Here is a 24,547-nt window from a genome sequence, read left to right as displayed (position 1 = left end):
TTAGTGTGGACCTGCATGGCCCCGTTCCAATCCGGTGCGGGGCCATGTTCGTTACCACGGCTTACGCTTACGAGGCCGTTACGCCATGACCGATACCGAAGTAAAGGCGCCAAAGATCGAATTCCCCTGCGCGGATTATCCTATCAAGGTGATCGGCGATACTGGCGTAGGTTTCAAGGACAGGATCATCGCGATCCTTGAGAAGCACGCCACTGTTGACCTCAAGACGTTCGCCGAACGCCAGAGCACCAACGGCAAGTACACGACCATCCAGCTGCACATCATCGCTACCGGTCAAGAGCAGCTGTACGACATCAACAGCGAATTGCGCGCTACCGGTTTTGTGCACATGGTGCTGTGATGTCTGGCACGCTGGGCTTTCGCGAGCTTGGCCAGATGGCTTACGAGCCGGTCTGGCATGCCATGCAACGCTTTACCAACGAACGTGGCTGCAATGCCGCGGACGAGATCTGGCTGGTCGAGCACCCACCGGTGTTCACCCAGGGCCAGGCCGGCAAGGCTGAACATCTGCTGCTGCCGGGTGATATTCCGGTGGTGCAGGTCGACCGTGGTGGCCAGGTGACTTATCACGGCCCCGGCCAGTTGGTCGCCTACCTGTTGCTCGATGTACGCAAACTCGGTTTTGGTGTGCGTGACCTGGTCACCCGCATGGAGCATTGCCTGATCGAGCTGCTGGCGAGCTACGGCGTTACCGCTGCAGCCAAGCCGGATGCACCGGGTGTGTATGTAAACGGGGCAAAAATTGCCTCCCTGGGTTTGCGCATTCGCCACGGCTGTTCTTTTCATGGCCTGGCCCTGAACGTGGACATGAACCTGGAGCCGTTTCGACGGATTAATCCCTGCGGCTACGCCGGGCTGGCGATGACCCAGCTGAGCGATCACGCAGGATCGATTGAATTTGCCGAGGTAAGTGCCCGGCTGCGCGCGCAGCTCGTCAAACACCTCGACTATGCTGAGCAGACGACCCTAACGGGCGGAATCGACTGATATGACTACTGATGCAGTGCAAACCATGATCCCGACGCTGGATGTTACCGAGCGTCCGGCCCCGCGTGCCAAGGTTGAAGCCGGCGTCAAGCTGCGCGGCGCCGAGAAGGTTGCACGCATCCCGGTAAAGATCATTCCGACCACCGAACTGCCGAAGAAGCCCGACTGGATTCGCGTGCGCATCCCGGTTTCCCCGGAAGTCGACCGCATCAAGGCGCTGCTGCGCAAACACAAGCTGCACAGCGTGTGCGAAGAGGCGTCCTGCCCGAACCTGGGCGAGTGCTTCTCCGGCGGCACGGCGACCTTCATGATCATGGGTGACATCTGCACCCGTCGTTGCCCGTTCTGCGACGTGGGCCACGGTCGTCCGAAGCCACTGGACGTCAATGAGCCGCAAAGCCTGGCCATCGCCATCGCTGATCTGAAACTCAAATACGTGGTGATCACCTCGGTTGACCGCGATGACCTGCGTGACGGCGGTGCCCAGCACTTCGCCGACTGCATCCGCGAAATTCGCAAGCTGTCGCCAAATGTGCAGCTCGAAACCCTGGTCCCGGATTACCGTGGACGCATGGACGTGGCGCTGGAAATCACTGTGGCTGAGCCGCCTGATGTGTTCAACCACAACCTGGAAACAGTGCCACGCCTGTACAAGGCTGCGCGTCCGGGCTCGGACTACCAGTGGTCGCTGACCCTGCTGCAACGCTTCAAACAGATGATGCCGCACATTCCGACCAAGTCCGGCCTGATGCTGGGGCTGGGTGAAACCGATGAAGAAGTCATCGAAGTGATGAAGCGCATGCGCGAACATGACATCGACATGCTGACCCTGGGCCAGTACCTGCAACCGTCGCGCAGCCACTTGCCAGTCCAGCGCTTCGTGCACCCGGACACCTTCGCCTGGTTCGCCGAGGAAGGTTACAAGATGGGCTTCAAGAACGTCGCATCCGGCCCGCTGGTTCGTTCTTCGTATCACGCTGACGAGCAGGCCAAGCTGGTCAAGGCCGAGCTGATGTCGTCCTGATCAACTGCTGGTAAAACAGCCCGCAAGGCTTGTCCGGCTTGCGGGCTGTTTTTTGCCTGGCCTAAGGCACACCGCGATTTTTTCCTGCAGTTGGAGGGCGCTGTCCCTCTTCTGTTTGTGCCCGTTCCTGACTACTGTGGTGCAAGACGCCTTCACACCGGGAGATTCATGGATGACCGTTAAACCAACCCACGTTCTCAGTCCGCACGCTCCTGTCCCGGCGCTGCCTGCCGAGGGCCTGATCGGCGTCATCGCTCCCGCCGGCCCTGCGCCTCTGGACACCGACAAAGCCACCGCCTGGATGCGTGCTCGCGGGTATGCGCTGCGGATTTTTCCCGGGGTCTACGAGAAGGAGGGTTACCTTGCCGGCAGCGACGAAAGGCGGCTGGCGGATTTGCACGCCGCGTTTGCCGATCCGCAAGTCGATGCGATCATTTGCTTGCGTGGCGGTTACGGCACCCCGCGCTTGCTCGATCGCATTGATTTCGACCTGTTGCGCAACAATGCCAAGCCATTCATTGGCTATAGCGACATCACCGCGCTGCATCTGGCGATCAGTCGATACGCGGGGTTTGTGACCTTTCACGGGCCGCTGCTCAATGCCGACCTGCTGGGTGACCGGAAGCGGCCGACCGAGTCCTCGTTTTTCAACATGCTTAGAGGGCAGGTGAAGGCGGGGAGTGTACTGACTCACCCGGTGGCCTACCCCTTGATCACGATCGAGCCAGGCATTGCCCACGGGCGCTTGCTCGGCGGCAACTTGTCGATGATCGCGGCCGTCATGGGCACGCCCTACGCGATCGATGCCGAGGGCGTCATCCTGTTTATCGAGGACATCAACGAGCCGCTGTACCGTATTGACCGGCTGCTGACGCACCTGCGCCTGGCGGGCACGCTGGGCCAGCTGCGCGGGGTATTGGTTGGCGATGTGGCGGGGGGGGAGACGGCTGCGCTTGAGCGGTTGCTCAAGCAGACTTTCGAGCCTTTACGCATTCCGGTACTGGCCGGTTGGCGCAGCGGGCATTGTGATCCGAACCTGACGCTGCCGATGGGGGCGTTGGTGAAGCTCGATGCGGGGGGCAAGGCGTTGGTGTTGGAGCAGGATGTTGTAATCAAGTCTTAGATCATCACGGACTGATAGTCAGTCATCGCGGGCAAGCCCGCTCCCACAAGTACCAGGTTGAATGCGAATGTTGCGTACGCCCTGGATCCTGTGGGAGCGGGCTTGCCCGCGAAGCTTTTAGCGGTTACGCAAACCTTCCAGCAACTTGTGCGTCGGATACCCATCCGCCGGCCAGCCAAACGACTGTTGGGCACTGCGTATCGCCTTGCGCGTATTGGCGCCTATGATCCCGTCGGCGGTGCCCGCGTCGTAGTTCTGTGCACTCAGCAGGCTTTGCAATTCAATGCGCTCGGTACGACTCAGCGGCATGTCATCTTTGGGCCAGGTACCACTGATCAGGCCACCACCGCTGAACCGCTCTGACAGCAGGCTGACGGCCAGGGCGTAGGACGACGAGTTGTTGTACTTGAGAATCGCGCGGAAGTTATCCAGCACCAGGAAGGCCGGGCCACGGTAACCTGCCGGCAGCAGCAGGGCGGCAGACAGGTGCTCTGAGCCTGCTGGAACCTGGGCACCACCGGGCAGGGTTACGCCCAGCTGCCGCCATTCGGCGACACTCTTGCGCAGCGTGCCGTCTGCCAGGACGTATTTGAAACCGGTCGGCAGCTGAACTTCAAAGCCCCAGGGCTGGCCTTTCTGCCATCCCGAGCTTTGCAGGTAGTGCGCGGTGGAGGCCAGCGCGTCGGCGGAGCTGCCCCAGATGTCACGGCGCCCGTCGCCATCGAAGTCCACGGCGTGGGTGTTGTAGGTCGTCGGGATGAACTGGGTCTGGCCCATGGCCCCGGCCCAGGAACCAAGCATTTTCTCGGGTTCGATATCACCCTGTTGCAGGATTTGCAGCGCGGCGATCAACTGCGCCTGGGCGAAGCCCGGACGGCGGCCTTCGTAGGCCAGGGTTGCCAGGGAGTTGATGACCGATTTACTGCCCTGGAACTGCCCGAAGTTGCTCTCCATGCCCCAGACCGACACCAGTACCTGCCGGTCAACGCCATAGCGCTGCTCGATGCTTTGCAGGATGTCGGCGTACTGGCTGACCAGCGTCTGGCCCTTGCGCACCCGCAGGGGCGAAAGCGCGCCATCGAGGTATTCCCACACCGGGCGGGAAAACTCCGGCTGGCTGCGGTCGGCGCGAATGACACTGGGGTCCAGGCTGACATTGGCGAACGTGCGATCGAACAGATCGGCACGGATCCCGGCGGCGAGTGCTTCCTTGCGGAAACCGGCCTGCCAGTCGGCAAACGTCTGCGTGGGCTGGAGGTCAAGATTTTCACCGGTCGGGACAACCGGCGGAATGACCGCAGGGGCTGTTGCGACAGGGACGGTCTGGAGCGGTTGAGCGTCGGCGGCGGTGGGTTTTTCCGCGCAAGCGACAAGCATAACGAGGCTGGAGGCAGCTAGCAGTTGGCGCAGGGGCCAACGACGGGAAAGACTAAGGGGCATGCACAGGTCCAGGGAAAAACGAGTCAGGTGCAGACCTTAACATGTTGAGCGGTTGGTTGCCTTTCAGGCCGCCCGAAAGTAACAACCCGTAGGAGCTGCCGAAGGCTGCGATCTTTTGATCTTATTCCGCAGGCAACGACAATCTCTGCCCAGCCATCAACAACGATAACCGACTCAAACTCATCCATGGCGAGCCCGCTGCCTGACCTTTGATCTGCGCATCAATACGCTGCGCTTCGAGCAACAACTGCGCCCAGCGTTGCGCCGAGTAGCGTTGCAGGGCCTTGCTCATGAGCGGTTTGCGCTTGTCCCAGACCGGTGGTCTTGCCGAGCTGAATGCCTTGTCCAGTGGTACGCCCTGGCTGTATTGCAGCGACAGGTTGGCGAGCAAACGCAGCTCCCGCGCCAGGGCCCAGAGAATGACCGGTGGCTCGACGCCTTCACCGCGCAGGCCTTCAAGCATTCGCAGTGCGTGGGCCGCTTCGCCGTTGAGAATCGCATCGGTCAGGCCAAAAACGTCGAAACGCGCGCTGTCGGCCACCGCCGCTTGCACGGTTTCCACCGTGATCTGCCCACCCTCGGCCATCAGCTTGAGCTTTTCGATTTCCTGGGCGGCAGCCAGCAGGTTGCCTTCGACCCTTGCGGCAATCAGTTCGACCGCGTCCTGGCTGGCGGAGAGCCCGGCCTGCGACAGACGCTGGCGGATCCAGCTGGGCAGCTGGTTGGCATCCACCGGCCAGATCTGCACGAACTGGGTGTGCTGGCCTTCGACCAACGCCTTGCCCCACTTGGTTTTCTGTGCGCTGCCGTCCAGCTTGGGCAGGCTGATCAGCAGTACTGTGTCTTCGGCAGGTCGCGAGCAATATTCGATGAAAGCGGCAGCGCCCTTGTCGCCGGGTTTACCCGACGGCAGGCGCAGTTCAAGCAAGCGTTTTTCAGCGAACAACGACATGCTGGCACCTGCTTGCAGCAAGGTGCCCCAGTCGAAACTGGCGTCGGCGGCGAATACCTGGCGCTCATCAAACCCCTGTTGGCGAGCCGCAGCGCGGATGGCGTCGGCGGCTTCCTGGCACAGCAGAGGGTCGTCGCCGCTGATGATGTAGACCGGCGCGAGGTTGCCTTGCAGGTGTTTGGCGAGTTGGGCGGGGGCGAGTTTCATGGGAAAGGGCGAGCGGGGCGCCTGGGCGCCCCGCAGGTCTTACTGCTGCGGCAGTTCAACGGGCGATTGACGTGGCGTCTCCGCCTCGGCTTTCTGCGCCGCTTCCATGGCGGCGGCCTCAGCCTGGGCCTTGGCGTCCGCAGTCTGCTGCATCTTATCCAATTGGGCCGGGGTGAGTTGTTGCAGGCGCAACATCATGCGCTGGACCAGATCGCGACGGATTTCCTTGCGCGCATCATCGGCTTCCAGCTCGGAGCCCACCAGGTTGTTGCCGTCGTGGATGAACACCTTCTGCACTTCGATCTTGTCGCTCAGCAGCTCGCGATCACGCTGGCCACGGATATCGTACTCAAGCACGGTCGTCAGCTGGTACTCGCCAGTGCGGCCGGCACCTGCATAGCTGAGAGTGCGCTGGCTCTCCTGCTCGTTGGTCAGGATCAGCTTGTACGGCGCGCCGGCGATAACCTTGACGCCGCTGCTTTCGAGCACCTGGCGCATCTGGGTCACGGTAGGGCCGTAGGCATTACGTGCGCTCAGGTCGAGTTCCTTGATCGCCAGCTCAGTCGTACCAGTACCACGCAGCTGGAAACCGCAGGCGCTCAACAGGACCGCAAGGCCCATCACCAGCAAATTGCGTTTGATCATCTTGTTGTTCCCCTTGAAACCAGGTGGGCCGACTGTGCGGCCCGAAAGGTTTTACTCGGCGCCAGGCTCACCTGGCGCCTGGTCCAATTAGCTGGCGACGATATTGACCAGTTTCCCGGGCACTACGATCACTTTACGAATAGTCAGGCCGTCAACGAAGCGCAGCACGTTCTCGTTGGTGCGGGCAGCGGCTTCGACTTCTTCGCGAGTCGCGCTGGCCGGCATTTCGATCTGCCCACGCAATTTGCCGTTGACCTGGATAACCAGCGTCAGGCTGTCCTGCACCAGCGCGGTTTCGTCCAGCACCGGCCAGCCGGCGTCGATCACCGCATCCGGGTGACCGAGCTGATTCCACAGCTCGTGGCAGATGTGCGGAGTGATTGGAGCCAGCAGCAGGGTCACGGCTTCCAGGCCTTCCTGCACCAGGGCGCGATCCTGCTCGGTCACTTGCGGGGCTTTTTCCAACACGTTCATCAGCGTCATCACCTGGGCGATGGCGGTGTTGAATTTGTGGTTCTGGCCGACGTCGTGGCTGGCCTGCTTGATAGCCAGGTGGATCGAGCGGCGAATGACCTTCTGCTCGTCGTTCAGGCCGGCGACGTCCAGTTTGCCCGGCAAGCCTTGAATGACATGGCCTTGAGCCAGGCGCCAGACGCGCTTGAGGAAGCGATGCGAACCTTCCACGCCAGAGTCGGACCATTCCGCGCTCATGTCGGGTGGCGAGGCGAACATCATGAACAGGCGGCAGGTGTCTGCGCCGAACTGGTCGATCATCGACTGTGGGTCGACGCCGTTGTTCTTCGACTTGGCCATCTTCTCGGTGCCACCGATTTCCACCGGCAGGCCATCGGCGATCAGCTTGGCGCTGATAACCTTGGCCTTGCTGTCGCGCTCGAGTTCGACGTCCGCCGGGTTGAACCAGGTGTAGGCACCATTGGCTTCGCGACGATAGTAAGTCTCCGCGATCACCATGCCCTGGGTCAGCAGGTTCTTGAACGGTTCGTTGGAGCTCACCAGGCCTTCATCACGCATCAACTTGTGGAAGAAGCGCGCGTACAGCAGGTGAAGGATGGCGTGCTCGATGCCGCCGATGTACTGATCCACCGGCAACCAGTGGTCAGCGGCGGATTTCTCCACCAGGCCGCCTTCATAGTGCGGCGAGGCGTAGCGGGCGTAGTACCACGAGGACTCGACGAAGGTGTCCATGGTGTCGGTTTCGCGCTTGGCCGGCTGGCCGCATTTCGGGCAGTTGCACTCGTAGAACTCGGGCATGCGCGCCAGAGGTGAACCTGCACCATCCGGGACCACGTCTTCGGGCAATACGACAGGCAGTTGATCTTCCGGAACCGGCACGTCACCACAAGACTGGCAGTGGATGATCGGGATCGGGCAGCCCCAGTAGCGCTGACGGCTGATGCCCCAGTCGCGCAGGCGGAACTGGGTGCGCGAGGCACCGAGGTTTTTCTTGATCAGCGCGACTTCGATGGCGTCAAACGCGCCCGGGAAGTCCAGGCCGTCGAACTCGCCGGAGTTGATCAGCATGCCGTGCTCGCCGTAGGCGTCCTGCCATGGCGCCGGGTTGGTGTCGCCGGAACTGGTGCGCACCACGGACTTGATAGGCAGGTTGTACTTGGTCGCGAACTCGAAATCACGCTCGTCGTGGGCCGGAACAGCCATGACCGCACCGTCGCCGTAGTGCATCAGCACGTAGTTGGCGACCCATACCGGGAGTTTCTCACCGGTCAGCGGGTGCTCGACGAACAACGAGGTCGGCAGGCCTTTTTTCTCCTGGGTGGCGACGTCGGCTTCGGCCACGCTGCCGCCTTTGCATTCGGCGATGAACGCCTGCAGCTCAGGGTTGTTCTGTGCCGCCAGGGTCGCCAGAGGGTGTTCGGCGGCCACGGCCACGTAGGTTGCGCCCATCAGGGTGTCCGGACGGGTGGTGAAGACTTTCAACGCGCCGGTTTCGCCGATGGAGTCGACGTTGTAAGGGAACTGCACTTCCATGCCGCGGGATTTGCCGATCCAGTTGCGCTGCATGGTCTTGACCTGTTCAGGCCAGCCAGTCAGCTCGTCGAGGCTCTCGAGCAGTTCATCCGCGTAGGCGGTGATCTTGAAGTAATACATCGGGATTTCGCGTTTTTCGATCAGCGCGCCGGAACGCCAGCCGCGACCGTCGATCACCTGTTCGTTGGCCAGGACGGTCTGGTCGACCGGGTCCCAGTTCACGGTGCCGCTTTTCTTGTAGATCACGCCTTTTTCGAACAGGCGGGTGAACAGCCATTGTTCCCAGCGGTAGTAATCGGGCTTGCAGGTGGTCACTTCACGCGACCAGTCCACCGCCAGGCCCAGGCTGCGCAGCTGGTTCTTCATGTAGGCGATGTTTTCGTAGGTCCACTTGGCGGGAGCCACGTTGTTCTTCATCGCGGCGTTTTCCGCCGGCATGCCGAAGGCGTCCCAACCCATGGGTTGCAGGACGTTCTTGCCTTGCATGCGCTGGTAGCGGGAGATCACGTCGCCGATGGTGTAGTTGCGCACGTGCCCCATGTGTAGCTTGCCGCTAGGGTAAGGGAACATCGACAGGCAGTAGAAAGTCTCCTTGCCTGGCTGTTCACTGACTTCAAAGGACTTTTGCTCGTCCCAGAATGACTGGGCGGCGGCTTCGATTTCACGGGGCTGATATTGTTCGTGCATGGCTACTTTTGAACTGAATAGGGGTGGCCTAATCCTCTTCGTTGCAATGCTGGACGGTGAACTCGCCAATTCGACGTTTCGCTGTCCAGGCGAGCTGGAAGTGGAGTTACAGGAAGCGCCGTAGCATACATGACCGCGCTCTGCCGAGGGAAACCCTGATTGCACGCAGGCGCCGCCCGATTTGCCCGCCGAGGGCCGTTGGTCGCGGCGCTTAGCCGGTTTGGTGATGGAAGCTAAGCTCTAAATGGGGAGCAAGACTTATCTTCAATGAGGTGAGGGATGGTTGAGTCACAGCAAAAAGTCACGAAACCGCAGCTGTATGAACGACTGATCGATCGTCTGGGGATCGCCCTGGACGCTGCTAAAACCGCTGACCGGCTGCGCGATGAGCGCCCCCTCGAGTTGGAACTGCGTGGCCTGAGCCCCGCAGAATTTGCCTTGGTAAAAGCGTATCTGGACCGCAGTGAACGTGAAACACACGGATGCCTGTCAGAAGCAGTGAAGCAGCTTGACGCACCGCGCTCGGCCAAAATCATCTGGCTCAAGGACAAGGTACCTGGCAGGGACGCGGTAAAGGTTCGGTCGCTGCAATTCAAATAAATAAGGCTCCGGCCGTATTTCAGGCAATGAAGCAGTCTAGTCCTTTCGATTTAGTTGTCGCATTGCGTCAACCCTCTTAGGCTTCGGGCATCTCTGGAGATGCTCGATGCCTTTTCGTTATTTCGTGAAACAACTTCTCTTGCCGCCCGGCATCCTGTTGCTTTTGCTGGCCCTTGGCTGGTGGCTGCGCCGCACCCGGCCACGACTGGCTGGCCTGTGCTTTGCGTTGGGCCTGGGGGGCTTCTGGCTGATGAGCCTGCCGATTGTCGTGCAGTGGAGTGCCAATGCCCTGGAGCGCGTGCCGCCGCTGACATGTGAAGAGTGGGCGACACTTGGCCAGCGTGCCGATGCCATCGTGGTTCTGGGTTCAGGGCGCGAGCGTGGTGACCCGGCATGGGGCGCCGATCAGCCGACAGGTATCGGGCTGGAGCGGCAACGTTATGCCGCGCGCCTGGCCAAGGCGTCGGGGTTGCCGGTGCTCACCAGTGGCGGCTTGCATTACGGCACCCCACCTTCCGAAGCCAGGTTGATGGCGGATTCGATGCTGGACGATTTCGGGGTGACCGTACGCTGGCAGGAAGGACTCAGCCGCACGACCTGGGAGAACGCGCAGATGAGCGCCAGCATGTTGCTGCCCCAGGGGATCAAGCGCGTGGTGCTGGTAACCCAGGCGGCCCACATGCCGCGGGCGGTCTGGAGTTTCCAGAAAGCCGGATTCGAGGTGGTGCCTGCGCCGGTGGGGTTTCTCGGTGGGGATAACGCGCGACCGCTGGGCGGCTGGATGCCGGAGTTCAAGTCGATCTGGCAGAGCGGGCAGTTGGTGAACGAGGCGGTAGGACAGGTGGGGTATTCGTTGTTTTACCGTTGAAGATCAAAAGATCGCAGCGGCGTGTCACCCGGTAGGAGCTGTCGAGTGAAACGAGGCTGCGATCTTTTAAGGCATCACAATTAAATTAAACGGTCTTGGCCATCCGGTTCGCCACCAGCGCCCAGCCAAACAACAACACACACACCACGATCAAGGGCCACGAACGCCATTGCAGGTAAGGCGTCAGGTTATGCATCGGCACCACTTCGCCATACAGGATGCCGCGCTCGAACTGCGGAATCTGTGCGGTGATCTGGCCGAATGGGTTGATCAGTCCGGTGACGCCATTGTTGGTCGCGCGAATCATCCAGCGACCGGCCTCCAGTGCGCGCATCTGCGCCATCTGCAAGTGTTGCAGCGGGCCGATGGACGTACCAAACCAGGTGTCGTTGCTGATCGTCAGCAGCAGGTCGCTGCGAGCCGACAGGTCGGCGGCGAAGTCTGGATACACCACTTCGTAGCAAATGAACGGCGCAATCTGATAACCCTTGGCTTGCAGCAGTGGCTGATCGGCCGGGCCGCGTGCGAAGTCGGACATCGGCAGGTCGAAGAACGCGATCAACCCGCGCAGGATGTCCTGCAGCGGCACGTATTCACCGAACGGGACGAGTTTCTGCTTGAGGTAGGTCCCGTCGCCTTCACCGGCCACGGTAATGCCGTTGTAAAAGCGTTTCTGGTGGTGAACTTCCTGACGGATCGGCACGCCGGTAATCAGCGCAGAATCACGCTCGGCCGCGAACTTGCCCATCATGTTCAGGTAGCCTTCGGCGGATTCCTTGAGTACCGGAACCGCGGTTTCCGGCCAGATCAGCAGGTCGACCCGCTTGGAGCTGAGGCTCATGTCGCGATACAGGGCAAGCTGAGCGTTCAGCTGCGCCGGGTCCCACTTCATGCTCTGTTCGACGTTGCCCTGGATCGCGGCAACACTCAGCGGCGCGCCCGAGGGGCTGGTCCAGGCGTGTTCCTTCAGTGCAATGCCTGCCACCCACGGGCCAGCCAGCAGTAATACGCCCACCGCCATGAAACATTTGTGTCCAGTGCGGACCAGGCGCAGGCCGTTACAGATAAGCGCCGCCGTGAGGGCCAGGGCAAAGGAGATCAGCCACATCCCGCCCACAGGCGCGAGCCCGGCCAGAGGCCCGTCGAGCTGGCTGTAACCGGAGTAGAGCCACGGGAAACCGGTGAGGAACCAGCCCCGGAAGGCTTCCTGGGCGACCCACAACGCGGCGAATGCCAGGGCGTCAGCCAGCGGCGCCTCATTACGGCGCAGCCAGCGCGCCCAGATCCACGCGGGCAGCGCGAAGAACCAGGCGATCGCCGCCGTGAAGATCAGCATCAGGAACCCGGCCAGCAGCACCGAGGCGCCACCGAAGTGGTGGATGCTGTAATAGATCCAGCTGGTACCGGCACCGAACAGGCCAAAACCGAAGCACCAGCCACGGCCCAAGGTCTGGCGTGGAGTCAGTTGGCGTAAGCCGGCGTAGAAAAAGCCGACCGCCAGCAATGCCAGCGGCCAGATATCGAACGGCGCCAGGGCCAGGGTGGTGAGTGCACCGGCCGCCACGGCCAGCAGGTTACCGGGCCAGCCGGGGGCGGTCAGACGGCGCATTTCAATCCTTAGCGAGCAATGGGTGTCAGGCGCAGCAAGTGAATTCGACGGCTGTCGGCGTTCAGGATGCGGAAGCGGTAAGGGCCGATTTCAGTGATTTCGTTGCGTTTTGGCAAGTGCCCGAACGCGCTCATCACCAGGCCGCCGACGGTGTCGAACTCGTCATCGGAGAACTCGCTGTCGAAGAACTCGTTGAAGTTCTCGATCGGCGTCAGGGCCTTGATCAGGAAGTCACCGCTGGGCAGTGGCTTGATGTAGCTGTCTTCTTCGACGTCGTGCTCGTCTTCGATGTCGCCAACGATCTGTTCCAGCACGTCTTCGATGGTCACCAGGCCCGCGACACCGCCGTATTCGTCGATCACGATGGCCATGTGATTGTGGTTGGCGCGGAATTCGCGCAGCAGCACATTAAGGCGCTTGGACTCCGGCACGAAAGTGGCCGGGCGCAGCAGATCCTTGATGTTGAAGCTGTCGCCGTTCTCCTTGAGGATCAACGGCAGCAGGTCCTTGGCCAGCAACACGCCCATCACGTCATCGTGGCTTTCGCCGATCACCGGGTAGCGGGAGTGGGCCGAATCGACCACGGCAGGCAGGAACTCGCGGGGTGTCTGGGTCGCCTTGATGCTGATCATCTGCGATCGCGGGACCATGATGTCGCGTACCTGCAGGTCAGCGACCTGGATGGCGCCTTCGACAATGGCCAGCGCTTCGCTGTCCAGCAACTTGTTCTGGTGGGCATCACGCAAAAGCTCGAGGAGCTCCTGGCGGTTTTTCGGCTCGTGGGCAAAAGCCTGGGTGAGCTTACCCAGCCATGACTTCTGCCCGTTGCTCGATCGATCTTCGCTCATAGCGATTACTCTGAATCCTTTGTTGTAACGATAGGGGATGTTTGTGTTTCGTCGTCCGCGTACGGGTCCGGATGACCCAACTCGGCAAGCAACGTTCGTTCCAGCGCTTCCATTTCTTCGGCTTCGTCGTCATCTATATGGTCGTAACCCAACAGATGCAAGCAGCCATGAATCACCAGATGCGCCCAGTGGGCCTTTAGTTCCTTGCCTTGTTCAGCGGCCTCGCGCTCGACCACCGCCACGCAGATCACCAGATCGCCCAGCAGCGGTATATCGAGGAACTCGTCAGGCACGTCAGCCGGAAACGACAGCACGTTGGTGGCATAGTCTTTCTGCCGCCAGGTGTGGTTCAGCTCGCGCGCCTCTTCCTGGTCAACCAGGCGAATGGTCATTTCGGAATCGGCAGTGCGTTGGCGCAGGGCCAGCTCGCACCATTGGCGGAACTCGGCTTCGCTGGGAACAGGCGCCTGGGTAGCCAGTTGCAGATCAAGCTCAAGCATCGCGGCGGCTGTCCTTCGGTGCTTCGTCGGCCACACGGTTTTCAAAGCGCTCGTAGGCTTCGACGATGCGTTGCACCAGCGGATGGCGCACGACGTCCTTGGGCATGAAATGGGTAAAACTGATGCCTGGCACGTCCTTGAGCACCTCGATCACGTGGTGCAGCCCGGATTTGGTGCCCTTTGGCAGGTCGACCTGGGTGATGTCACCGGTGATGACTGCCGTGGAGCCGAAGCCGATCCGGGTCAGGAACATCTTCATCTGCTCGACGGTGGTGTTCTGGCTTTCGTCGAGGATGATGAAGCTGTTATTGAGCGTGCGGCCACGCATGTAGGCCAGCGGTGCGACTTCGATTACCTGGCGTTCGATCAGCTTGGCCACGTATTCGAAGCCGAGCATTTCGTACAGCGCGTCGTACAGCGGGCGCAGGTAAGGGTCGATCTTCTGCGACAGGTCGCCGGGCAGGAAACCGAGCTTTTCGCCCGCTTCAACCGCCGGACGAACCAGCAGGATGCGGCGGATTTGCTCCCGTTCCAGCGCATCTACTGCGCAAGCAACGGCCAGGTAAGTCTTGCCGGTACCGGCGGGGCCGATGCCGAAGTTGATGTCGTTGCCGAGGATTTCCTTCACGTAGCGCAACTGATTCAAGCCGCGAGGGCGAATCATGCCTTTTTTGGTGCGCAGGGCGACGGACGGTTCGGACGGGGACACGTTATCCAGCTCTGTGACGGCCGATTCCTGCAGGAACAGGTGGACCATGTCTGGCGACAGCTCGGTACCCTTGGTTTCCCGGTACAGGCGGCGCAGCAGGTTTTCCGCGGAGGTGGTGTGTTTAGGGTCGCCGATCAGCTCGAACTGGTTCCCGCGGTTGCGGATCTCGATTGTCAGGCGCTGTTCGATCAAGCGCAGATGCTCGTCGAATTGCCCGCACAGATTGGCGAAGCGGCGAGCCTCAAAGGGCTCGAGGATAAAGCGATGTGGTTCGATAGGTGCGTTCAAGGTCGTATTTAGCCGCCCTGGGGCAATTAGGATGAAATCAAGGATAACGCCAGTGGGCTGGGTGCGAAAGCTCTTAAATGGATGAGCTCATTCTTATGATCAACTCGGTCCACTGTGGGAGCTGGCTTGCCAGCGATGAGGCCATCAAGTCCAGCGAAGATGTTGCCAGTTACGCCGCTATCGCTGGCAAGCCAGCTCCCACAAAGTCTTCAATGCCTCGGATACTTGCTACTGGATCAACGAGCCCCGCAGTGAGTGCGGCTGTGCGGCATCGATGTGCACGTCGGCAAACTGGCCAATCAGGGTTGGATTGTCGCAACGGAAGTTGACGATACGATTATTCTCGGTGCGGCCTTGCAGTTCGCCAGGGTCCTTTTTCGAATAATCGGTGACCAGGATCCGCTGGATCGAACCGACCATTTGTCGGCTGATTTCGAAACCTTGCTGGTTCAGGCGATGTTGCAAAGCGTTCAGGCGCTCTTTTTTCAACGCTTCCGGCGTCTCGTCCGCCAGGTCGGCTGCCGGCGTGCCCGGGCGCTGGCTATAGACGAACGAGTAGGAGAAGTCGAAACCGACGTCCTCGATCAGCTTCATGGTCTGCTCGAAATCTTTTTCGGTTTCGCCCGGAAAACCGACGATAAAGTCCGAACTGATGCAAATTCCCGGAACGGCTGCACGCAATTTGCGCAGCTTGGATTTGTACTCCAGCGCCGTGTGGTTGCGCTTCATCGCCGAGAGAATCCGATCGGAACCCGACTGAACCGGCAAATGCAGGTGTTTGACCAGTTGCGGTACTTCGGCGTGGGCCTGGATCAGGCTGTCGGAGAACTCCAGCGGGTGTGAAGTGGTGTAGCGGATGCGGTCGATGCCATCGACAGCCGCAACTACTCGGATCAGCTCGGCCAGGTCGGCCAGGCGTCCGTCGTGAGTGGCGCCACGATAGCCGTTGACGTTCTGGCCCAGCAGGGTCACCTCACGCACGCCATTTTCGGCCAGGTGGATGATCTCGGCGATCACGTCGTCGAACGGGCGGCTGACTTCTTCGCCGCGGGTGTAAGGCACCACGCAGAAAGTGCAGTACTTGCTGCACCCTTCCATCACCGACACGTAGGCGCTTGGGCCGTCGATGCGCGGCTCGGGCAGGTGGTCGAATTTTTCGATTTCCGGAAAGGAGACGTCGACTTGCGGCAACTTGGTGGCACGCGCGGCGTCGATCATTTCTGGCAGGCGGTGCAATGTCTGTGGTCCGAACACTACGTCGACATAGGGCGCGCGGTCGCGAATGGCCGCACCTTCCTGGCTCGCCACGCAACCGCCCACGGCGATCACCATGTCCGGGTTGGCCAGTTTCAATTCGCGCCAGCGGCCGAGCTGGGAGTACACCCGGTCCTGGGCACGTTCGCGGATCGAGCAGGTATTGAGCAGGATCACGTCGGCATCTTCAGCGCGAGCGGTGACTTCCAGGGCCTGGTGTTCACCCAGTAAGTCGACCATGCGCGAGCTGTCGTACTCGTTCATCTGGCAACCGTGGGTTTCGATGTAAAGCTTCTTGGCCATGGACAGAGTCATCACGTGATTCAAAGAACCGCGCATTATAGGGAACATGGTCCCATGTTCCTACCGCTGTGCGTCCGGCGGCTATGCTATAGTTCGCGCCCTCATTTTTATCCCCCGATGTGTTGCTCGCCCACCATGACCAAACGTGAAGCTCCAATCTACAAGGTGATTTTCCTCAACCAGGGCCAGGTGTACGAAATGTATGCCAAACAGATCTACCAAAGTGATCTGTGGGGTTTCCTGGAAGTGGAAGAATTCGTCTTTGGCGAGCGCACGCAAGTGGTCGTCGATCCGAGCGAAGAGAAGCTCAAGGCTCAGTTCGAGGGTGTGGTACGCAGTTTTGTGCCGATGCATTCGATTGTGCGCATCGATGAAGTCGAGCGCCTGGGTACGCCAAAAATCAGCGAAGCCCGTGGCGCGGTCGGCAATGTGATGCCGTTTCCGATGCCGATGCCGGACAAGTAAGCCTTCGAGACCGCGTCGACCTTATCGCTGGCAAGCCAGCGATGGGGTCGTCAGATAGAAGCAAAAATCAGGGAAGTGGCGAAAACGGCGTTCGCCCATCCGCGCTTTGCAATTCCATCAAGTACTTGCGGAAAATCTGCCCGAGCACCTGAGTGGCCACCTCAAGCTCTTCACGCGGCATCTTCTCGGCCACCTCGTCGGCAGTGTCCAGCGCATCCTCCGCGCCATTGACCGCCGCCATCTTCAGCACGATATACGCCTGGACATTGTTGGCCGGCACACCTTCGCCGTGGAAGAACATGGTGCCGAGCTTGAATTGCGCCTGGGCGTGGCCTTGCAGTGAGGCTTTTTCGAAGTAGCTCAGGGCTTGATTGAGGTCGCGCGGCGCATTTTTGCCGTCGTAGTAGAACTCACCCAACTCGTATTGCGCCTGTGCATCCCCTTCATCCGAGGCTTTCTGGCAGGCAGCAAGCGCCTGGGCCAAGTCCTGCGGCTGAGTATTGAGGGTGCAGCGACCCATCGCTGGGATTAACAACGAGTTGCCGCCTGCTTGTACAAGCAAGGGCTGAAGGAGCAACAGGCAGCCCAGTGCAAGGGCGCGGCCGGTGCGGTTCATGGGAATCGACTTACCTCTGAAGGGCGCGCGGACCCATCGAGGGGATCCAATAAGCGCGCATTATGAAATAAGCAGGGCCATCCTTACAAAGTCTTTACTCGTTTTTCTGCTGCGAGGGAAATATATAACCCACTTTGCGGGAAAAACCTGGCAGATGAGCAGGAAAAGGGGCGCGGATGCAGGGAATACTGACGCTGGCAATCGCCAACGTCAGCGGCACGGCATTACTTCAAGGCAGCGAATGCACGTTCAGCGGCATCCAGCGTCAGTTTCAACTCGGCTTCGCCATGGGCGATGGAGGTGAAACCGGCTTCGAATGCGCTTGGCGCCAGGTACACGCCGCCTTCGAGCATCAGGTGGAAGAAACGCCCGAACAGTTTGGCATCGCTGGCCATTACGTCGTCGAAGGTCACGATGTCATCGGCACCACTGAAGTACAGGCCGAACATGCCGCCGGCCTGGGTGGTCACGAACGGGATACCGGCTGCATCGGCGCGTTGTTGCAGGCCATCGAGCAGGCGACTGGTGTAGTCGGTCAACTCGGCATGGAAGCCAGGACGGCTGATCAGGCGCAAGGTGGTCAGGCCCGCCGCCATTGCCAGCGGGTTACCCGACAGCGTACCGGCCTGGTAAACAGGCCCCAGTGGTGCAATGTGCGACATGATTTCACGCTTGCCGCCGAAGCAGCCAACCGGCATGCCACCACCAATGATCTTGCCGAAGGTGGTCAGGTCCGGGTTCACGCCGTAATGCGCTTGTGCACCGCCCAGTGCCACGCGGAAACCGGTCATCACTTCGTCGAAAATCAGCACCACGCCGTGCTTGTCGCACAGGGTCCGCAGGCCTTCGAGAAAGCCCGGTGCCGGAGGAACGCAGTTCATGTTGCCGGCCACCGGCTCGACGATGATGCACGCGACGTCCTGGCCCACTTCAGCCAGCATGGTTTCGACGGCGTCGATGTCGTTGAAGGGCAAAGTCAGCGTGTGTTTGGCAAATGCCGCCGGTACACCTGCCGAACTCGGCACGCCTTGGGTCAGGGCGCCGGAACCGGCCTTGACCAGCAGGCTGTCGGAGTGACCGTGATAGCAGCCTTCGAACTTGATGATGCTGTCGCGACCGGTAAAGCCGCGGGCCAGGCGAATGGCACTCATGGTCGCTTCGGTGCCGGAGCTGACCATGCGCACCATTTCCATTGAAGGCACGAGCGAGCACACCAGATCCGCCATCTGGGTTTCCATCTCGGTCGGTGCGCCATAGGACAGGCCGTGCTCAAGCTGCTTGCGCACGGCGTCCAGAACGTCCGGGTGGCTGTGGCCGAGGATCATCGGGCCCCACGAGCCGACGTAATCAACGTAGCGCTTATTGTCTTCGTCGGTGACGTAGGCCCCTTCAGCGTGTTTGAAAAACAGCGGCGTACCGCCAACGCTCTTGAACGCGCGCACTGGCGAGTTCACACCGCCGGGGATGTGTTTCTGGGCATTGGCAAATAGCGTTTCGGAACGAGACATGATCGGACTCTCAAATCAGATTTTAAGCGACTTAAATGGAAAGCAGTTCGTTGAATGCGCGGGCGCGGCGTGTGACTTCAGCCGTGCTTTGGGCGCCAAACAGGCCGTGGACCACCGCCAGCAGATCGACCCCGTGGGCCACCAGCGGCTCCGCGTTTTCCAGGGTGATGCCACCGATTGCGCAGATCGGCAAATGCAATGTGCTGCGAGCCTGATCCAGCAGTTCGAGGCTGCAGGTCGGCGCGCCGGGTTTGGTGCTGGAATTGAAGAAGCGACCGAAGGCAACGTAACTGGCGCCTTCTTTGGCGGCCTGCTCGGCAAGGTTGATCTGCGCGTGGCAGGTCGAACCGATGATCGCCTGGCGGCCCAGCAATGCGCGGGCCGGGGTCAGCGGGCCGTCGGTCTGGCCGAGGTGTACGCCAACGTTCAGGCGCGCAGCCAGCTCGGCATCGTCATTGATGATCAGCCGGGTCTTGTAGCGGTCGCACAGATCCCGCAGGGTTTCGGCCTCGCGCAGGCGCCGCGCTTCGTCCGTACTCTTGTCGCGGTACTGCAGCAGGGTGACGCCACCTTCCAGCGCCGCCTCCACGTACGAGAGGAATTTACCGGCCAGCAACTGGCTGTCGGTGATGGCGTAAAGGCCACGTAGTTTCATCGGACAAGCCTCACCGCATGACTAATGGGAAGTTACGAACAGAAATCCAGCGGCAGGCGGCGTGGCACAAATTGACCTTTACCCAGCTGCTCGGCATCACGCAGGGTGCGCCATGTGTAGTTAAGCGCGGTCTGCACAGCACTGACGAGGTTTTCACCCTGCGCCAGACGACCGGCCAGGGCGCTGGCCAGGGTGCAGCCGGAACCGTGGTAACTGCCGGGCAAACGCTGGCAGGTGAAGGTTTCGCGGCGACCGTCGCGTGTGTACAGGCGGTTGTGAATTTCCTGCTCGTCGCCGTGACCGCCGGTGATCAGCAGATGCTTGACGTAGGGCAGCAGTTTTTCCGCGCATTGGTCTGCCGTGCCTTCGGGGAGCTCGGCGAGGATGCGCGCTTCGGGCAGGTTGGGGGTGGCAATGATCGCCAGTGGGAGCAGGCGTTCGCGCATCGCGTAGCCGACTTCGTCCTTGCCCAGGCGTCCGCCGCCGCCCGCACGCAGTACCGGGTCGCAAACCATCGGCAAGTGCGGATGCGCCTGCAGCAGCTCGACCACGGTGTCGACCATTTCCAGCGAACCGAGCATGCCCAGCTTGACGGCGGCGACTTCGGAATCGTTAAGCACGGCGTTGGCCTGGGCCAGTACCCACGCTCGGTCGAGTACGCGGAAATCAGTGACGTTGACCGTGTCTTGCACAGTCAGCGCGGTGACGGCCGGAGCCGCATGACAACCCTGGGCGAGCAGGGCTTCGATATCTGCCTGCAAGCCGGCGCCACCACTTGGGTCGTGGCCGGAGAGACAGAGGACAACGGGGCGGGAGCTGTAGATATTCATGGTGCGCGAGCTTACCACCAGTCACTCGACTCATGACAGTGGACTCTGTAGCAGCAGGGCCGCTCCCACAGTCGGCATGAGGGGGCAACCGCTCTAGCTCAATAGATAGCGCTGCAAAGCCCGTACTAGAGCCTTTCGAGTATATTTTTCAATGGTGTTCATTGGCCACTAACGGCTATGCTAGAGTGGATCCAAATCAATAACAGGTAATACCGGTTTTACGTCTACTCAAAGGGAATGAGGGGCTTCCTGAGATAACCGGACCGGCCACGCTGGGGCTTAGATGCGCTATTTGCTGATGTTGCTGCTCTGCTTGCCCCTTTTGGCGAGCGCAGTCGAATTCGACGAGAACACTCAAAGCCTGCCATTGGGCCGAACCCTGCAAGTGTTCGAAGACGCGGGCGGGCAAGCGACCATTGCCGACGTCCGCGCCGAGGATGCCGCAGGACGGTTCAAGCCGCACGATAATGCCACCCTCAACGCCGGCTATTCGCGTTCAGCGTTCTGGCTGAAAATCGACTTGCACTATCGTCCGAAGAATCCAGCGGCGCAAAGAACCTGGCTGCTGGAACTGGCCTACCCGCCCCTCGATCATCTGGATCTGTATTTACCCGACGCTGCTGGCGAATACCGACTGGTGCGCCAGACCGGCGATGCCTTGCCTTTCTCCACCCGCGAAATTCGCCAGAACAATTACCTGTTCGATCTCGATTTCACCCCCGACCAGGCGCAAACCCTGTACCTGCGCCTGCAAAGCGAGGGGTCGATCCAGGCGCCGGTGACCTTGTGGTCCAGTACCGCGTTCCTCGAAGAGCAACCGCTGCGCCTGTACGTGCTGGGCCTGATCTACGGTGTGTTGCTGGGGATGCTGGTCTACAACCTGTTCATCTACCTGAGCGTGCGGGACACCAGCTACCTCTATTACATCTTCTATATTGCCTCGTTCGGCTTGTACCAACTGTCGGTGAACGGTGCGGCCGTGCAATATTTCTGGCCGGACAGTCCATGGTGGGCCAATGCCGCCACGCCGTTCTTCATCGGCTGTTCCGGGTTGTTTGGCAGTCAGTTCGCCCGCAGCTTCTTGCAGACGGCCACCCACAGTCGCTGGCTCGATCGCTTGTTGCTGGCGCTGGTTGTGTTTGGCGCAGTGGTCATTGGTTTGTCCCTCATGACCAGCTACGCCCTGGCCCTGCGCCTGGCCACGGCCCTGGCGCTGACTTTCACCGTGGTGATTTTTGCCGCAGGGATCTTCGCCTGGCTGCGCGGTTTGCGCGTGGCGCGGTATTTCATCATTGCCTGGTCGGCCTTTTTGCTCGGCGGCATCATCAACACACTGATGGTCCTGGGTTACCTGCCAAACGTGTTCCTGACCATGTATTCCAGTCAGATCGGTTCGGCCATCGAAGTGGCACTTCTGTCCCTGGCGCTGGCCGACCGCATCAATGCCATGCGCGAGCAGCAGGCGCAGACCCTGTTTGATGCCGGGCAGAAGCTCGAAGTGCTGAACCAGCAACTGGCCCACAGCAACCGGCTCAAAGACGAATTCCTCGCCACCCTGACCCACGAGTTGCGCACGCCCATGAACGGGGTCATCGGTTCGCTGGAGCTGATGCAAACCGTCGAGATGGATCCGGAGCTGGAGCAGTACCAGCAAACAGCGGCGGGATCTGCCCGGGACATGATGCGCATGGTCAACGGCATCCTCACGTTGACCGAGTTGCAGGCCGGCAGGCTTTCGGCCAGCGCGGCGTCGTTCAGTTTGCGCAGCGTGATCGAAGCCTTGCGCGTGCAGTTCGAGGGCAATGCCCTGAGCAAGTTGCTGGACTTCAAGGTCGATGTGACACCCGGCCTTCCGGACCGCCTGCACGGTGATAGCGCCAAGCTGACGCAATGCCTGGAATGCCTGCTGGACAATGCGATCAAGTTCACCCGGGTCGGCGGGCTGGCGCTGCGCGTCACAGGCAAACCCGCGCAACCTGGAAGAATGGCGCTGTGTTTTGCGGTGATTGATACCGGTATCGGTTTTACCGACCTGGGGGAGGCGACCATGTATCAGCGCTTCTTCCAGCTCGATGGCTCAATGACCCGCGAGTATGGCGGGCTGGGCGTGGGTCTGGCCATTTGTCGGCAGCTGGTCGAGTTGCTTGGGGGTCGACTGACGCACCGTTCCGAGCCCGGTCGCGGCAGTCGGTTCCAGCTGGATGTCGAATTTGAACTGTCAATAACGCAATCCCCGCCTCGCACCTCACAGCATTACTCGCGCCTGCGCCAGCCGCGAGATTGCAAGGTGCTGCTGGTGGATGAGAACACCGTCAACCAATTGGTTATCCGCGGCATGCTGCTCAAGCTCGGGTACCAGGTGCGCACGGCCGACAGCGGGTCCGCGGCACTCGATTACCTGCAGCGGGAGGCGTTTGATGCGGTATTGCTCGACTGCCAATTGCCGCCATTGAACGGCATGTCTGTCAGTAGCCAGATCCGTACGCTGGCGGGCTGCGCCGAGCTTTCGGTCTTCATGATTGCCTTGAGCATTGATCGCGAGCACTGCACCGGCGCCAGTTTCATCGACTACTTGAGCAAGCCGGTGAAGTTCGAGGATTTGCAGGCAGCACTGCAACGCCGGGTGCTGGGTTTTGAGCAGGGCGAAAGCGCCGCCAATTAGGCAGGTATGACACTTTGAACGGTCAGGGGGCAGTGCTTAACTGAAAACCCCTTGGCCGACCAAAGGAGCCCCGTCATGAACCTGCATCAGTTCGCCGAAACCCACGAAGTCACCAACCAGCCACCGTCGCTGGATGGCGCCAACCTGTACCGCGTGGATTTGCCGCTGCAGCAATGGTCGCGGCATTTTGGCGCCGGCTGGGCCGAATCGCGCATTGATGCCTACGGTGCGTTGGCCGGTGGGCCGCTGATGGCAGCCGGGTTCCTGGCCAACGAGAACAAGCCGGTATTTTCCAGCCACGACCGATACGGCCATCGCATCGACCTGGTGGAATTTCACCCGGCCTATCATGAGTTGATGCGCACGGCGGTCGAGCATGGCCTGACGTCGTTGCCCTGGGCGCAGCCGCAGCCGGGAGCGCACGTTGCCCGCGCTGCCATGACCTATCTGCATAGCCAGGCCGAAGCCGGTAGCGGTTGCCCGCTGACCATGACGTTTGCCAGCGTGCCGGCCCTGCGCCTGCAGCCAAATCTGGCTGACATCTGGCTGCCGAAAATCCTCGCCACCGAATACGATCCACGCAACATCGGCATGGCGCACAAGGCGGGCGTCACCATCGGCATGGCCATGACCGAGAAACAGGGCGGCACCGATGTTCGGGCCAACACCACCAAGGCTTATCCGGTTGGCGCCAGTGGGCCGGGCCAGGCGTACGAACTGGTGGGTCACAAGTGGTTCTGCTCGGCGCCGATGTGCGATGCGTTCCTGACGCTGGCCCAGACCGACAAAGGCTTGACCTGCTTCCTGTTGCCGCGCCATCGCCCGGACGACACTCGCAACCAGTTCTACATCCAGCGCCTCAAAAACAAGCTCGGCAACTGCTCCAATGCCTCCAGCGAAGTAGAGTTTCGCGGCGCGCTGGCGTGGATGGTCGGCGAGGAAGGGCGCGGGGTGCCGACCATCATCGAGATGGTGGCCATGACTCGCTTTGATTGCATGGTCGGTTCCAGTTCGCTGATGCGCCAGGCCTTGACCCAGGCGAGCCATCACTGCGCGCATCGCAGCGTCGGGGGCAGGCTGCTGAATGAGCAACCGCTGATGCAGAATGTGCTGGCGGACCTGGCCCTGGAAAGCGAAGCGGCCCTGGCCTTGAGCCTGCGCATGGGCCGCGCCCTGGATCATTTGGCTGACGATCATGAAGCAAAATTCGCCCGGCTGGTGACCGCCGTGGGCAAGTACTGGATCTGCAAACGTGCACCGGCCATGATCAACGAAGCCGCCGAATGCATGGGCGGTGCGGGGTATGTCGAGGACAGCATCCTGCCGCGCCTGTACCGCGAGGCGCCGGTGAACTCAACGTGGGAAGGCTCCGGCAACGTGCAGTGCCTCGACGTGCTGCGGGCGTTGTCGAAAGAGCCCGGCGTGCTCGATGTGCTGTTCAATGAACTGGGCGATGGCCATGGCGACAAGCGCCTGGCGGCGCATATCCAGCGGCTGCACGCAGCATTCAAGGACACGGGCGATATCCAGTACCGAGCCCGCCAGCTCACCGAGGACATCGCCCTGGGTTTGCAGGCCAGGTTGTTGCTGGAGGCGGGTAATGCTGCCGTCAGTGATGCGTTCATCGCCAGCCGACTCGGCTCGAACGGCCGCGTGTATGGTGCGCTGCCACGCGGCCTGGAGGTTGAAGCGATCGTCGCCCGATCAACCCCGCAGATGTCTTGAAGGGCAAAAGATCG

General features: G+C 60.8%; 22 protein-coding genes. 9 read left to right on the top strand and 13 right to left on the bottom strand.

The genetic code is table 11. The features are described 5' to 3' along the window. The first annotated feature begins 85 nt into the window (after positions 1-85). From UB23_RS25885 to UB23_RS25870, 4 genes are all read left to right on the top strand, one after another. Positions 86-361, top strand: a complete 276-nt coding sequence (locus tag UB23_RS25885) for a DUF493 domain-containing protein (RefSeq protein WP_045062090.1) — start codon at positions 86-88, stop codon at positions 359-361. Next, a complete protein-coding gene (lipB, locus tag UB23_RS25880) occupies positions 361-1,008 on the top strand; it encodes a lipoyl(octanoyl) transferase LipB (protein ID WP_045062089.1) in 648 nt (215 codons plus the stop codon). The genes UB23_RS25885 and lipB overlap by 1 nt, the downstream gene beginning before the upstream one ends. A 1-nt stretch (position 1,009) precedes the next feature. Continuing rightward, positions 1,010-2,032 carry a lipoyl synthase gene (lipA, locus tag UB23_RS25875; RefSeq protein ID WP_045062088.1) on the top strand — a complete coding sequence of 341 codons (1,023 nt, stop codon included), beginning with the start codon at positions 1,010-1,012 and terminating at the stop codon, positions 2,030-2,032. 172 nt (positions 2,033-2,204) lie between these two features. Further along, positions 2,205-3,155, top strand: coding sequence for a S66 peptidase family protein (locus UB23_RS25870; RefSeq protein ID WP_045062087.1), 951 nt, complete (start codon positions 2,205-2,207; stop codon positions 3,153-3,155). A 117-nt stretch (positions 3,156-3,272) separates the two neighbouring features. Here UB23_RS25870 and UB23_RS25865 read toward each other — a convergent pair whose 3' ends face one another. From UB23_RS25865 to leuS, 4 genes are all read right to left on the bottom strand, one after another. After that, a complete protein-coding gene (locus tag UB23_RS25865) occupies positions 3,273-4,595 on the bottom strand; it encodes a lytic murein transglycosylase (RefSeq protein ID WP_045062086.1) in 1,323 nt (440 codons plus the stop codon). A gap of 121 nt (positions 4,596-4,716) precedes the next feature. After that, positions 4,717-5,754: a DNA polymerase III subunit delta gene (holA, locus tag UB23_RS25860; RefSeq protein WP_045062085.1), complete on the bottom strand. Its 1,038-nt coding sequence runs from the start codon at positions 5,752-5,754 to the stop codon at positions 4,717-4,719. Positions 5,755-5,793: 39 nt separating this feature from the next. Beyond that, on the bottom strand, positions 5,794-6,399 hold the full coding sequence (locus UB23_RS25855) for an LPS-assembly lipoprotein LptE (RefSeq protein WP_045062084.1): 606 nt from the start codon (positions 6,397-6,399) through the stop codon (positions 5,794-5,796). Between the two features lie 87 nt (positions 6,400-6,486). Then, positions 6,487-9,093 (bottom strand): leucine--tRNA ligase, encoded by a 2,607-nt coding sequence (leuS, locus tag UB23_RS25850; RefSeq protein WP_045062083.1) that lies wholly within the window; start codon positions 9,091-9,093, stop codon positions 6,487-6,489. 279 nt (positions 9,094-9,372) lie between these two features. Here leuS and UB23_RS25845 point away from each other — a divergent pair, with 279 nt between their 5' ends. Both UB23_RS25845 and UB23_RS25840 read left to right on the top strand, forming a co-directional pair. Next, positions 9,373-9,693, top strand: a complete 321-nt coding sequence (locus UB23_RS25845) for a hypothetical protein (protein WP_045062082.1) — start codon at positions 9,373-9,375, stop codon at positions 9,691-9,693. A 106-nt stretch (positions 9,694-9,799) separates the two neighbouring features. Next, entirely contained in the window at positions 9,800-10,561 is a 762-nt protein-coding gene (locus tag UB23_RS25840) for a YdcF family protein (RefSeq protein WP_045062081.1), read from the top strand. 85 nt (positions 10,562-10,646) lie between these two features. Here the strand turns inward: UB23_RS25840 and lnt are convergent, their stop codons facing one another. The 5 genes from lnt to miaB form a co-directional block, all read right to left on the bottom strand. Further along, on the bottom strand, positions 10,647-12,170 hold the full coding sequence (gene lnt, locus UB23_RS25835; protein ID WP_045062080.1) for an apolipoprotein N-acyltransferase: 1,524 nt from the start codon (positions 12,168-12,170) through the stop codon (positions 10,647-10,649). Between the two features lie 8 nt (positions 12,171-12,178). Beyond that, on the bottom strand, positions 12,179-13,018 hold the full coding sequence (locus UB23_RS25830) for an HlyC/CorC family transporter (RefSeq protein WP_045062079.1): 840 nt from the start codon (positions 13,016-13,018) through the stop codon (positions 12,179-12,181). A 5-nt stretch (positions 13,019-13,023) separates the two neighbouring features. Next, the gene (gene ybeY, locus UB23_RS25825) at positions 13,024-13,518 is read right to left on the bottom strand and encodes an rRNA maturation RNase YbeY (RefSeq protein WP_045062078.1); all 495 of its coding nucleotides are present in this window, start codon (positions 13,516-13,518) and stop codon (positions 13,024-13,026) included. Next, entirely contained in the window at positions 13,511-14,515 is a 1,005-nt protein-coding gene (locus tag UB23_RS25820; protein ID WP_045062077.1) for a PhoH family protein, read from the bottom strand. Before UB23_RS25820 ends, ybeY begins: the two co-directional genes overlap by 8 nt. A 228-nt stretch (positions 14,516-14,743) precedes the next feature. Next, a complete protein-coding gene (gene miaB, locus UB23_RS25815) occupies positions 14,744-16,072 on the bottom strand; it encodes a tRNA (N6-isopentenyl adenosine(37)-C2)-methylthiotransferase MiaB (RefSeq protein WP_177328596.1) in 1,329 nt (442 codons plus the stop codon). Positions 16,073-16,207: 135 nt separating this feature from the next. Here miaB and UB23_RS25810 point away from each other — a divergent pair, with 135 nt between their 5' ends. Continuing rightward, the gene (locus UB23_RS25810) at positions 16,208-16,537 is read left to right on the top strand and encodes a DUF1820 family protein (RefSeq protein ID WP_045062075.1); all 330 of its coding nucleotides are present in this window, start codon (positions 16,208-16,210) and stop codon (positions 16,535-16,537) included. A 67-nt stretch (positions 16,538-16,604) separates the two neighbouring features. On the opposite strand, the gene UB23_RS25805 is transcribed toward UB23_RS25810, so the two are convergent. The 4 genes from UB23_RS25805 to UB23_RS25790 all read right to left on the bottom strand — a co-directional run bounded on the left by UB23_RS25805 (position 16,605) and on the right by UB23_RS25790 (position 20,146). Next, positions 16,605-17,153, bottom strand: coding sequence for a tetratricopeptide repeat protein (locus tag UB23_RS25805; RefSeq protein WP_045062074.1), 549 nt, complete (start codon positions 17,151-17,153; stop codon positions 16,605-16,607). Between the two features lie 224 nt (positions 17,154-17,377). Continuing rightward, complete coding sequence (hemL, locus tag UB23_RS25800; protein WP_045062073.1) at positions 17,378-18,661, bottom strand: glutamate-1-semialdehyde 2,1-aminomutase; 1,284 nt, start codon at positions 18,659-18,661, stop codon at positions 17,378-17,380. A gap of 31 nt (positions 18,662-18,692) precedes the next feature. Next, entirely contained in the window at positions 18,693-19,316 is a 624-nt protein-coding gene (gene thiE, locus UB23_RS25795) for a thiamine phosphate synthase (protein ID WP_045062072.1), read from the bottom strand. 32 nt (positions 19,317-19,348) lie between these two features. Then, on the bottom strand, positions 19,349-20,146 hold the full coding sequence (locus tag UB23_RS25790) for a hydroxymethylpyrimidine/phosphomethylpyrimidine kinase (RefSeq protein ID WP_045062071.1): 798 nt from the start codon (positions 20,144-20,146) through the stop codon (positions 19,349-19,351). Between the two features lie 283 nt (positions 20,147-20,429). On the opposite strand from UB23_RS25790, the gene UB23_RS25785 reads away from it, so the two are divergent. Together UB23_RS25785 and UB23_RS25780 are read left to right on the top strand one after the other, a co-directional pair. Continuing rightward, a complete protein-coding gene (locus UB23_RS25785) occupies positions 20,430-22,808 on the top strand; it encodes a hybrid sensor histidine kinase/response regulator (RefSeq protein WP_045062070.1) in 2,379 nt (792 codons plus the stop codon). Positions 22,809-22,883: 75 nt separating this feature from the next. Further along, a complete protein-coding gene (locus UB23_RS25780; protein ID WP_045062069.1) occupies positions 22,884-24,533 on the top strand; it encodes an acyl-CoA dehydrogenase family protein in 1,650 nt (549 codons plus the stop codon). Positions 24,534-24,547 lie beyond the last annotated feature (14 nt).

The organism is Pseudomonas sp. ES3-33, assembly GCF_000952175.1.
In the GTDB taxonomy this organism is placed as follows: domain Bacteria; phylum Pseudomonadota; class Gammaproteobacteria; order Pseudomonadales; family Pseudomonadaceae; genus Aquipseudomonas; species Aquipseudomonas gregormendelii.
This window is presented reverse-complemented; position numbering and strand designations above follow the sequence as displayed.

Excerpts from the sequence above, each read along its gene's own strand:
- UB23_RS25885 (WP_045062090.1), top strand. The coding sequence starts at position 86 with ATGACCGATACCGAAGTAAAGGCGCCAAAGATCGAATTCCCCTGCGCG.
- lipB (WP_045062089.1), top strand. The coding sequence starts at position 361 with ATGTCTGGCACGCTGGGCTTTCGCGAGCTTGGCCAGATGGCTTACGAG.
- lipA (WP_045062088.1), top strand. The coding sequence starts at position 1,010 with ATGACTACTGATGCAGTGCAAACCATGATCCCGACGCTGGATGTTACC.
- UB23_RS25870 (WP_045062087.1), top strand. The coding sequence starts at position 2,205 with ATGACCGTTAAACCAACCCACGTTCTCAGTCCGCACGCTCCTGTCCCG.
- UB23_RS25865 (WP_045062086.1), bottom strand. The coding sequence starts at position 4,595 with ATGCCCCTTAGTCTTTCCCGTCGTTGGCCCCTGCGCCAACTGCTAGCT.
- holA (WP_045062085.1), bottom strand. The coding sequence starts at position 5,754 with ATGAAACTCGCCCCCGCCCAACTCGCCAAACACCTGCAAGGCAACCTC.
- UB23_RS25855 (WP_045062084.1), bottom strand. The coding sequence starts at position 6,399 with ATGATCAAACGCAATTTGCTGGTGATGGGCCTTGCGGTCCTGTTGAGC.
- leuS (WP_045062083.1), bottom strand. The coding sequence starts at position 9,093 with ATGCACGAACAATATCAGCCCCGTGAAATCGAAGCCGCCGCCCAGTCA.
- UB23_RS25845 (WP_045062082.1), top strand. The coding sequence starts at position 9,373 with ATGGTTGAGTCACAGCAAAAAGTCACGAAACCGCAGCTGTATGAACGA.
- UB23_RS25840 (WP_045062081.1), top strand. The coding sequence starts at position 9,800 with ATGCCTTTTCGTTATTTCGTGAAACAACTTCTCTTGCCGCCCGGCATC.
- lnt (WP_045062080.1), bottom strand. The coding sequence starts at position 12,170 with ATGCGCCGTCTGACCGCCCCCGGCTGGCCCGGTAACCTGCTGGCCGTG.
- UB23_RS25830 (WP_045062079.1), bottom strand. The coding sequence starts at position 13,018 with ATGAGCGAAGATCGATCGAGCAACGGGCAGAAGTCATGGCTGGGTAAG.
- ybeY (WP_045062078.1), bottom strand. The coding sequence starts at position 13,518 with ATGCTTGAGCTTGATCTGCAACTGGCTACCCAGGCGCCTGTTCCCAGC.
- miaB (WP_177328596.1), bottom strand. The coding sequence starts at position 16,072 with ATGGCCAAGAAGCTTTACATCGAAACCCACGGTTGCCAGATGAACGAG.
- UB23_RS25810 (WP_045062075.1), top strand. The coding sequence starts at position 16,208 with ATGACCAAACGTGAAGCTCCAATCTACAAGGTGATTTTCCTCAACCAG.
- UB23_RS25805 (WP_045062074.1), bottom strand. The coding sequence starts at position 17,153 with ATGAACCGCACCGGCCGCGCCCTTGCACTGGGCTGCCTGTTGCTCCTT.
- hemL (WP_045062073.1), bottom strand. The coding sequence starts at position 18,661 with ATGTCTCGTTCCGAAACGCTATTTGCCAATGCCCAGAAACACATCCCC.
- thiE (WP_045062072.1), bottom strand. The coding sequence starts at position 19,316 with ATGAAACTACGTGGCCTTTACGCCATCACCGACAGCCAGTTGCTGGCC.
- UB23_RS25790 (WP_045062071.1), bottom strand. The coding sequence starts at position 20,146 with ATGAATATCTACAGCTCCCGCCCCGTTGTCCTCTGTCTCTCCGGCCAC.
- UB23_RS25785 (WP_045062070.1), top strand. The coding sequence starts at position 20,430 with ATGCGCTATTTGCTGATGTTGCTGCTCTGCTTGCCCCTTTTGGCGAGC.
- UB23_RS25780 (WP_045062069.1), top strand. The coding sequence starts at position 22,884 with ATGAACCTGCATCAGTTCGCCGAAACCCACGAAGTCACCAACCAGCCA.